The organism is Pseudomonas sp. SMN11 (assembly GCF_052041945.1).
Classification (GTDB): domain Bacteria; phylum Pseudomonadota; class Gammaproteobacteria; order Pseudomonadales; family Pseudomonadaceae; genus Aquipseudomonas.
The window spans coordinates 90645-99434 of record NZ_JBKGGW010000020.1 but is presented as its reverse complement, the minus strand read 5'-3'; the positions used below and the strand labels follow the sequence as shown (position 1 = coordinate 99434).

7 protein-coding genes are annotated in these 8790 nt (G+C 65.0%); all 7 read right to left on the bottom strand.

Annotated features, from left to right (window positions below; all coding sequences use genetic code 11):
* Positions 1–55: 55 nt before the first annotated feature.
* The 7 genes from ACLEJU_RS17575 to ACLEJU_RS17545 are packed head-to-tail and all read right to left on the bottom strand — an operon-like array spanning position 56 to position 8777.
* On the bottom strand, positions 56–1468 hold the full coding sequence (locus ACLEJU_RS17575; RefSeq protein ID WP_435424648.1) for an alginate O-acetyltransferase AlgX-related protein: 1413 nt from the start codon (positions 1466–1468) through the stop codon (positions 56–58).
* A gap of 27 nt (positions 1469–1495) precedes the next feature.
* The gene (locus ACLEJU_RS17570; RefSeq protein ID WP_435424649.1) at positions 1496–2125 is read right to left on the bottom strand and encodes an alginate O-acetyltransferase AlgF; all 630 of its coding nucleotides are present in this window, start codon (positions 2123–2125) and stop codon (positions 1496–1498) included.
* 18 nt (positions 2126–2143) lie between these two features.
* Positions 2144–3238, bottom strand: coding sequence for an alginate O-acetyltransferase (locus tag ACLEJU_RS17565; RefSeq protein ID WP_435424650.1), 1095 nt, complete (start codon positions 3236–3238; stop codon positions 2144–2146).
* A 9-nt stretch (positions 3239–3247) separates the two neighbouring features.
* On the bottom strand, positions 3248–4675 hold the full coding sequence (locus tag ACLEJU_RS17560; protein ID WP_435424651.1) for an MBOAT family O-acyltransferase: 1428 nt from the start codon (positions 4673–4675) through the stop codon (positions 3248–3250).
* A gap of 14 nt (positions 4676–4689) precedes the next feature.
* Positions 4690–6144, bottom strand: coding sequence for an alginate export family protein (locus ACLEJU_RS17555; protein ID WP_435424652.1), 1455 nt, complete (start codon positions 6142–6144; stop codon positions 4690–4692).
* Positions 6141–7592 (bottom strand): sel1 repeat family protein, encoded by a 1452-nt coding sequence (locus ACLEJU_RS17550; RefSeq protein WP_435424653.1) that lies wholly within the window; start codon positions 7590–7592, stop codon positions 6141–6143. Before ACLEJU_RS17550 ends, ACLEJU_RS17555 begins: the two co-directional genes overlap by 4 nt.
* A 21-nt stretch (positions 7593–7613) precedes the next feature.
* Positions 7614–8777 (bottom strand): PilZ domain-containing protein, encoded by a 1164-nt coding sequence (locus ACLEJU_RS17545; protein WP_435424654.1) that lies wholly within the window; start codon positions 8775–8777, stop codon positions 7614–7616.
* Between the last annotated feature and the right edge of the window lie 13 nt (positions 8778–8790).

Genomic DNA, 8790 nt, shown 5'->3' with positions numbered 1-8790 from the left:
CCTCCTTTTCCGCCCCCCCCCCCCAAGGGCCGCAACGCGGCCCCAATCAGCGGTATTACAGGCATAGCCGGGTCTCCACATCGGTCGCCACAGTCCCGGCTTTGGTCGGCTCCATGAACACCGACAACAGGTTGGCCCCGGCAAACTCCGGTGCCTTGTTCAGTTCCAGGTAGTACTGGCCACCGGTCACCACCGCGTCACGGCGGAACCACACCTTGTCCCGCGCGCCGTTGTCGTAATAGACGATGATGTAGAAGTCCTTGACGTTCTTGTCGCTCAGGCGAATGTCGAGGAACCCTTTTGACAGCGCCTGGCGACCACTGCCGGCATTGCTCAGCAGCTCGATGCGCTCACCCACTTTCAAGGCCGGGCGCTGCAATTTCGCGCCGAGCACTTCCTTGCTTGCCGAACAACCACCCTGAACCGCCGGCACCAGCTGGCGATACATCAGCGGCGAATCGAGCCGGTAGTTGGCCGGCAGCTCCCAGACGATCAGCTTGGGCGGTGCCTTGGGCTTGTAGTCGCTGGACAACAGGTACTCCAGCAGCGAGCCATCTTCACCCACCCCAGGCAGGGCGTAGTTGAGGATATCGACATCCAGATACTGTTTCAGGTAGCCATCGAAGTTGAACTGCTTGCTCTCGTCCTCACGGGCCGCGGCGTTACTGTCGCCGACCAGGATCACTTGCGGGTCCGGAGCCTCGTCGAACAGCGCGTCGGCGCCTGCGGCCACGGGGATGGTCTGGTAGCCACGCACGTACTGGAAACCGTAGTTGTTGCCGCAGATGCTGCTCATCGCCAGGTTCATGGTGCCGTCCTTGGGCACCATCACGCCCGGCTCGGTGCGGTATGCCTTCTTGGTCAGCCCGGCATAGAACGGCTGGCGGCGGATCTCTTCGGCCATCAGTTTCGCGGTGGCCTCGGCGCCGGTGGGCGTCCAGTGGTGGTCGCGGCGGAAGAAGTACTCGCCTTTCGGCGGCTGCTGCACCAGCTGCATCATCGGCGCCACCACCGCGCCCCCCTGGCGCAACTGGCCGAGGTAGGCACTGAGGCTGTTGCTGGCGCGGGCGTAGTCGAAACCATGCAGTTGGTCGGCGAACAGCTTGTCGCGGTGCATCAGCCCGCGGGTCGGCTGGATCGCCATGGCCACATGGATGCCCTGGCGCTCGAAGGCTTGCATCAGGCGGGCGAACTCCGGGCGCATTGGCGCTGGGATGCCGAAGTCATTGGTCAGGTCGACGGCCGAGCGGAACAGCCAGCGGTCCTTGCCAGGCACGATCTCGCGCATCAGTTTCATGCGCCCTTCAGCATAGTGTTGCGGGTCGCTCAAGGCCGGGCAGACCATGCACTGCAGGTTCTCGCAGCCAGGCTTGGCCACCTGGGCAGCCGGGGCCGGCTGCGCGGCCTGGCCGGGCAGGCTGAGCAACGCCAGGGCAGCGCTCAGGCCAAAAGGTACAAGGGTCTTCATGTGCCATTCATCCTTGCAGGGCAATCATCACTCGGTCGGGTCGATGCTGTTGGCCAGGGTCATGCTGCGGTTGCCGGGCAGCAGCACGTAGCTGTAGGAGCGGCCCTTCTTGAGGAACTGCTCGTCGAAGCTGGCGACCTTGGTGTCCTGCTGGTAGGCGGCGAAGTCGATCTTGATCTCGTTGACCATGCGCGTGCCGGTCTCGCCATTGCCAAGCGCTTCGACCACGTCGTGCTTGCCATCGGAGGTTTTCAACGCGGCCTGGTTGGCCGTCAGGTTGTAGAAGGCGATCTGTGCCTTCTTCGGCTCGTTGACGTACTTGTCGCTGATCAGCTTCAGCTGTTTGCCGTCGTAGACCACGGTGCTGGCGGCATTGGCCTTGAGCTGCGGCTCGATCGACTTGCCGCCGACGGCGATCTTGTGCGGGCCGGCAGGGGTGAAGCGGTAGCCGCTGAGCTGGCCGGCGGCGACCCGCTGCGGGTTGACCTTGCCGCTGAGGGTGACGTCGATGTTGCTGTCGGACAGGTTCAGCACGCGGACGAACGCCGAGTCGGCCGGGGCCACGGCATCGTACAGGTCGGCGTTGCCTTCGGCGGCCAGGGCGGCATGGCTGGCAGCGGCCAGGGCGATGGTGGTGAACAGTTGGGTAAGTTTCATCAGGCTCTCCTTGAATCGTCAGAAATGCTGGGGCGCAGCGCTGCGGCTGAGCGAGCCGGGGCGGTGGGCGAGCAGGGTGCGCAGGGGGAATTCCCAGACCACGGTGTCGATCTGCGTGTTGGCCAGCTGGTCGCTGGCGAGGAACTGGTTCATTGCCTCGAACGGGCCACGGGCCTCTACGGCGACGCTCAGCAGGTCGCGGTTGAGCGCCTCCTTGAGGAAGCCGACGAAGTTCCAGTCGTCGATCTTGCTGTAGCTGGTGCCGACCAGCAGCAGGCTCTGGTTTTCCTCGGCGAACAGGTCGTCGGCGCCTTGCGAGGCCTTCAGGGTTTCGTACAGGGCGATCGGGTTGGGGCCGAACTGTGGCGCCAGGCGCGCATGGTCGAACTGGATGTAGTTCATCAGGTCGCCCTTGACGCTCTTCTCGCCGGCCTTGCGCGACACGTACACCTGGTCACCCAGCAGTTGCGGGCGCTGGCGCGCCAGCTCGTAGGCCGACAGCCGTGCGCCTTCCGGGCTCCAGTGGGTGTCGGACTTGAGGAACAGCTGCGGGCCGTCGAGGTTGGCGAGGAAGGCCCCGCGCAGCGGCACCACGTCCAGATGGCGGTTTTGCAGCTCGCCGACGAAGTGGTCGTAGAGGCTGGTCACCCGTGGGTCGAAGGCATGCTGGGCATGGGCCGCATACACGTCCAGCTTCATCGGCAGCGGCAGGATCACCAGCTGCTTGCCATGCTCTGCCAGCTGCGTGCGGACCTTGGCGATCTGCTCCAGCTGGCTCGCCACGTTGGCCTCGAGGTCGTTGGGCACGCGGTATTCCTGGTTGGTGTAGAGCCAGCCGTCCTTGCCCAGCACCACGCCCTTGGTACCTTCGCCGAACAGGTGGAACTGGGCATCGGCCCACAGCTCCACCGACGGGTCACGCAGGAAGAAACGCTTGTCGTAGGCCTGTTCGAACTTGCGCAGCAGCTTGCCGTCGACGAACAGGTTCCAGGTGTCGGTCGAGGTGCGGGCAAAGCTGAATACCGGTGGCAGCGAATAGACGAACATTGCCGCCAACACCACCACGAACAGAATGCCATTGGCCTTGCTGGCCGAATTCATCACCGGGTACATGGCCGTCTCCTAGAACTGGAAATACAGGAAGGGCGAAAACGAGTTGGCCGCCAGGCTGCTCAGCGCCAGCAGGAAACCGCCCCACAGCAACACGCTGTGTAGCGCGCCGACATGGCGCATGAAGTAGCCGTCCTTGTTGCCGGCGTAGAAACGCACGTTGTTGATCCCCGCCAGTACCAGCCAGGCCAGCGCCACCAGGGCGAAGGCCATGGCCATCTTCGAGGCGCCGAGCACGTACAGTTCCAGCGAGCCGAAGCCGTTGAGGCCGAACAGCGCCTGGTAGATGTCGATGCTGTGGCGCAGGTCCATGGTGAAGAACAGCGGCATGCTCAGCAGGATCAGCCCCCCGGTGCGCAGGTTGCGGCCCAGGTGGTAGGGGGTGCTGACCTTGGTCGCCAGGTTGAACTTGCGTTCGATCACCATGCCCACGCCAAAGAACAGGCCCCAGCAGATGAAGGCGAAGCTCGCGCCGTGCCACAGGCCCGACAGCAGCATGGTCCAGATCAGCGCCGGCAGGGCACCGGCCACGCGCTTGCGAACCAGTGGCATGTACACGTAGTCGCGCAGGAAGTGCGCCAGGGTCATGTGCCAGCGTGCCCAGAACTCGGTGATGCTCTGGGAGACATAGGGCTGGTTGAAGTTTTCCGGGAAACGGAAGCCCATCATCAGTGCCAGGCCCAGGGCCATGTGGCTGTAGCCGGCAAAGTCGAAGTACAGCTGCAGGGTCGAGATCACCAGGCCGAACCAGGCATCGGCGAACTGCAGCGTGCCTTCGCTGACGAACAGCACGTTGATCGGCGCCAGGCGGTCGGCGATCAGCACCTTCATGATGAAGCCGAGCATGAAGCGGCATACACCCAGCGAGAACAGCTCCAGCGAATGGGTGCGTTCGCGCAGCTGCGGCGCCAGCTGGCTATAGCGCAGGATAGGCCCGGCCACCAGGTGCGGGAACAGCGCGACGAAGGCGGCGAAGTCGATGAAGTTGCGCGTTGGCGTGGCGTCCTTGCGGTAGATGTCGACGATGTAGCTCAGGGCATGGAACACATAGAACGAAATGCCCAGCGGCAGGAAGATGTTCTCCAGCGTCCAGGTGTTGATGCCCAGCGGCGCCAGCAGCATGGCCAGCACCTCGGCGCCGAAGTTGGCGTACTTGAAGTAGCCCAGGGTCGACAGGTTGCCGGCGATGCCGATCCACAGCAGGCGCAGGGCCATGGTTTTGTTACCGGCGTCCAGGCGTGCCTTGATGCGCAGGCCGAACCAGTAGTTCCAGTAGGTGATGCCAACGAACAGCATCAGGAAGTCCGGCCGCCACCAGGCATAGAAGATATAGCTGGCGGCCACGATCACAGTGGAGCGCCACTGCGCCTTTGCCAGGAAGTACACGGCCAGGAACAGCGGCAAGTAGAGGAACAGGAACACGTTGGAGGCGAAGATCATGGCACGGCCCTTCCTTAGTAACTGATCACCACGCCGACGCTCAGCTGGTAGTCATCGCCGGTTTCCAATGCACTGCCGGCATTTAGGTAACTGGCGCTGACCAGCGCGTTGACGTCCAGGTGCTTGCCATCGATAGCCACCGGAAACATCTTCCAGTAGTAGTTGAGGTCGATCATCTGCCCGACATTGCGCCCGTTGCCGTTGCTGCCTTGGGTAATGGCGCGGTTGCGCTCGGCGCGTTGATCGCCGTTCATGCGGATCGGCAGGGTGCCGTCGGCATCGCGCAGGTCGAGCTGGGTTACCCGCAGGTCCAGCGCGCTGCGCGGGGTGGGGCGGGTCTCCACGGCGAAGCCGTAGTAGCTCAGGTTGCGCAGGTCGAGGGCGACGAACGAGCTGGTCAGGCGCGTGCTGTAGGAGCCGGTGCGGGTGATGCGGTCGGACTGGATGGCGTTCAGACGGAAGCCGTCGTTCTCGTCGCTGGGCTTGTCGGTCAGGCCGCCTCGCAGCGCCACGCGCGGGGTCCACGCCAGGCTGTCGAAGCGCTTGCCGACTTCGCCCAGCACCGCCCAGCCCTTACTGCTGTGGCCGGTGGTGGTGACTCCGTTGCCGTCGGTGTTGTCCATCTTGCCGTCCAGCGCCGCCAGTTCCAGGTGGTAGTCGCTGAGCACCGGGTAGGCGAGGTTGTCGCCCTTGAAGAACAGCCCGTAGCGCATGCCCTTGAAGTCATAGCGGTCGTCGGCCTCGTGGCCGCTGTGGTCGTTCTCGTGCATCAGGCGCAGACCGACCTGGTTGTTCTGGCTCCAGCGGTAGGCGTACTGGCCCATCAGGTAAGTGGTGCGCTCTTCGCTGTCAGCCAGGCGGTTGACGTCGGTGTTGTAGTTGTGGAACTTCTGGCCGACGGCAAAGAACGCCTCGCTGAAGGTGTCCTGGTAATTGAAACGCAGCGATTCGAGGCTGTCGTCCCACCAGATGCCGTAGTCGTCATAGAAGCGCTGACGGCCGAACGAGGCAGAGAAGCGCGGGTCGTCGCCGATCAGATTGCGCTTGACGTATAGCTCGCGAAGTTCGGCGTACCAGCCCTCGGGTTGCTCGCGTTCGTTGGCGTTGGACGCTTCGTTGGTCAGGTTGCTCGACTGGCTGGAGTCGTAGTTCAGCCACAGGCGGCCATAGACCATCCATTTGGCCCAGCGCTTTTCCGGCGAGTACCAGGCGAACGATGGCTCGTAACGCAGGCTGTAGAACATCTCGCGGTCGCTGCCGACCTGGGAGTCTTCGGGGCCGTAGCCGGTCTGCACGGTGAGCTTGTTGAACACTTCCGAGGTGATCACCGGCTCGCTGCCATCCAGCGCGGCGACGCGCACCGGTTCGTTGCTGTCGGCTTCGGGGCCGGTGATTTCTTCTGCGGCGAAGGCCGCTGGCAGCGGTGCCAGGGCCAGCAGGGCGCCGAACAGGGGGTGATGCACTTTCACAGGGTGGCCTCCTTGAACAGCCCGTTGCGAGCGGCCAGGGCACGCTCGATGTCATCCTTTGGCAGGGTCTTTTCCAGGCGCTTGATCAGGCTGCGCGCGCTGCGCTCACCCAGGTCGAGAGCGACGCGGGCGTAGGTGTAGGCCTTGACCGGGTCGTGGCACAGGGCACGGCCGTAGGCGTGCAGGGTGGCCATGCGGTACCAGGCGGCGGTGTTGCCCTTGTCGGCTTCGGCCTGGAACAGCGCCAGGGCTTTTTCCTGGTCGGGCTGGTCCGCCACGCCCTTGCTGTAGTACTCGCCCAGCAGCAGGCCGGCACCGGGGTAGCCGCTGGCGCGCAGCTCTTCGATCAGTGCGCGGGCCTTGTCCGGATCCAGGGTCAGCCAGTTGTTGACCATGTAGAACTGCGCCTGCAGGGCCTTGGCCCGGGTCGGCTCGCGCTCGCGCACCTGGTCGATCAGCGCCTGGGTTTCCTCGGCGTTGTGCTCGGTCGGGTTGGAGATCATGTAGTTGGCCTTGGACACCATGGCCGGCACGAAGCCGCGGGCCACGGCCACATCGCGCCAGCGCTGGACACGGGCGGTGGCCAGGTTCAGCGCATCGCTCTGGGCTTTTTCGCGGGCCAGTTGTTCCGGGGTGGGTGGCAGCTTCTCGGCACCGGGTGCGCTGGCCTGGTTCTCGTAGCGGTCGGCTTCCTGTTCGGCGCGCTGCACGCTGGTGATGCTGTCGAGCAGCGCGGCGACGCGGTGGATGATCTCCACCGGCAACTGCTCGCGCTCAGCTTCGAGCTGGTCGGCGAAGGGCGGGAACAGGCGGTCCTGCTGCTCGCCGAGGAAAGCGTAGTAGCGGTCCAGGGCGCGCACGTCCACGCGTACCGCCTGGCGATACCAGCGCTCGGCACTGGCGCGGTCGCCCTGGCGCTCGGCGAGCACGGCGTGGTACAGCTCGGGGCGGCAGTTGAGCAGGCAGGCCTGCTCGTACAGCGCCAGCAGTTGGGCGGCCTGGGCGGTGTCGACCAGCTCCGGGTAGGTCAGGAACACTTCCAGCGTGGTGCTGGTGTTGCGTGGGTCGAGATTGGCCGGGTAGCGCGTCAGTGCCTGCGCCATCCACGGGCGCTGCGCCTCGCGCAGGCTCGGGGTGCGGTCGATCAGGCGGGCCAGCGAAGCCAGTGCAGGGACCATGCCATGGCCGTCGGCAAAGGCCTTCTGGTACAGCGCCAGCACTTCTGCGCGGCTGGCGTCTTCGCGGCCGGCCAGCACATCGCCAAGCAGCAGGGTGCTGGCCAGGTCGCCACGGGCAGCCAGTTCGCGCAGGTCGGTGGTGACCTCGGCCGACGGGTCCTTGTACAGCGCGTAGCGGATCTGTTCCAGGCTCTGCCCGGCGCTGGCTGTGGTGGCGCAGGCCAGGGCCAGGCCGGCCAGCAGCAGGCGGGGAGGCATATTGGCGGTCATGGCGTCTTCGTCCTCGGCCGTTTAGCGCGCTGTGCCGAACGGCAGGCCCATGAACAGGTCGACCGCCACTGCTTTCTGGTAGGCCGCGGCCGGCAGCGGGCTGTCAGGCTGGATGGTCAGTGCCAGGTTGCGATTGACCTCGTCGACGCGTGCGTCGACCACTTTGCCGCTGTAGTGCTGGTCGAGGCCGAACACCTGCATGTCCACCGACTTCACCCGGTCGACATCGGCGAGCTTGTCGAACGGCACGTTGGCGCGCACGAACAGGCCCTGGTCCTTGGGCAGCAGGTGCATCAGCGGGGCTTCCTTGTAGCCGTAGCCGTCCAGGCGCTGGTTCGGGTAGTAAACCGTGCAGTCGCAAGGGCTGTTGATCACCGTCTCGATGGTGGCGCGGCCGAGCAGGGTCTGCAGGTCGCCAGGCGACAGGTCGGCAACCGCCTTCATGTCGGCCGGGCTGGTGAAGCTGGTGGCCAGCTGCGTGGAGATGCTGGCCAGCGGCTGGCCGGCCTGCACGTCGGTGGCGCCGGCGGGCAGCAGGTACTTCACATAGCCGTTGTCGGGCATGGTGATGACCTGGGCGTTGGTCGCCACCTGGGCCTGCAGCGCCGGGATGCGGAAGAACAGCAGGTAGCCCTTGTAGCCGACGAATGCCAGCGCGGCGACGCCGGCGGCGGTGTACAGCAAGGTGCCGGTCAAGGCCTTGAGGCGGGCGCCCGGGGTGCGTGCGCTGGCGTACTTGTGCTTGCGTTCCTTGATGTAGTTCTCGCGCTGCATGACATTGAACAGGCCATTGATGTCAGCGATTTCGCCGGACATGTAGGCGCTGATCAGGTAGCGCAGGATGTCGCGCTTCTGCGCATCGAGCTCGACGAACTGCGCGCCCACTTCGCTGCCACGCTGGGAGACGATGCGGATCTTGCTGTCGATGTTCAGGTCCACCTGGTTCAGGCGCAGGCGGATCGAGGCGTCGTACAGCGTGCCGACTTTCAGCGGCGCGTCGTGGGTCAGGCCCAGGCCACCCAGCGAAATGTCCTGCAGGGCCACTTCGAACGGGGCCTGCCCGGCACTGGCCAGCCGCACCCGCGCGTTCATGCGGGTGCGCACGTACTGGCGCTCGTCGACCGCTTCGTGGACGATGTTGGCCGCTGTCTTGCCCGGGGCCGCGGGAATGTTCGTGGTACTCATGTGCAGGCGCCTT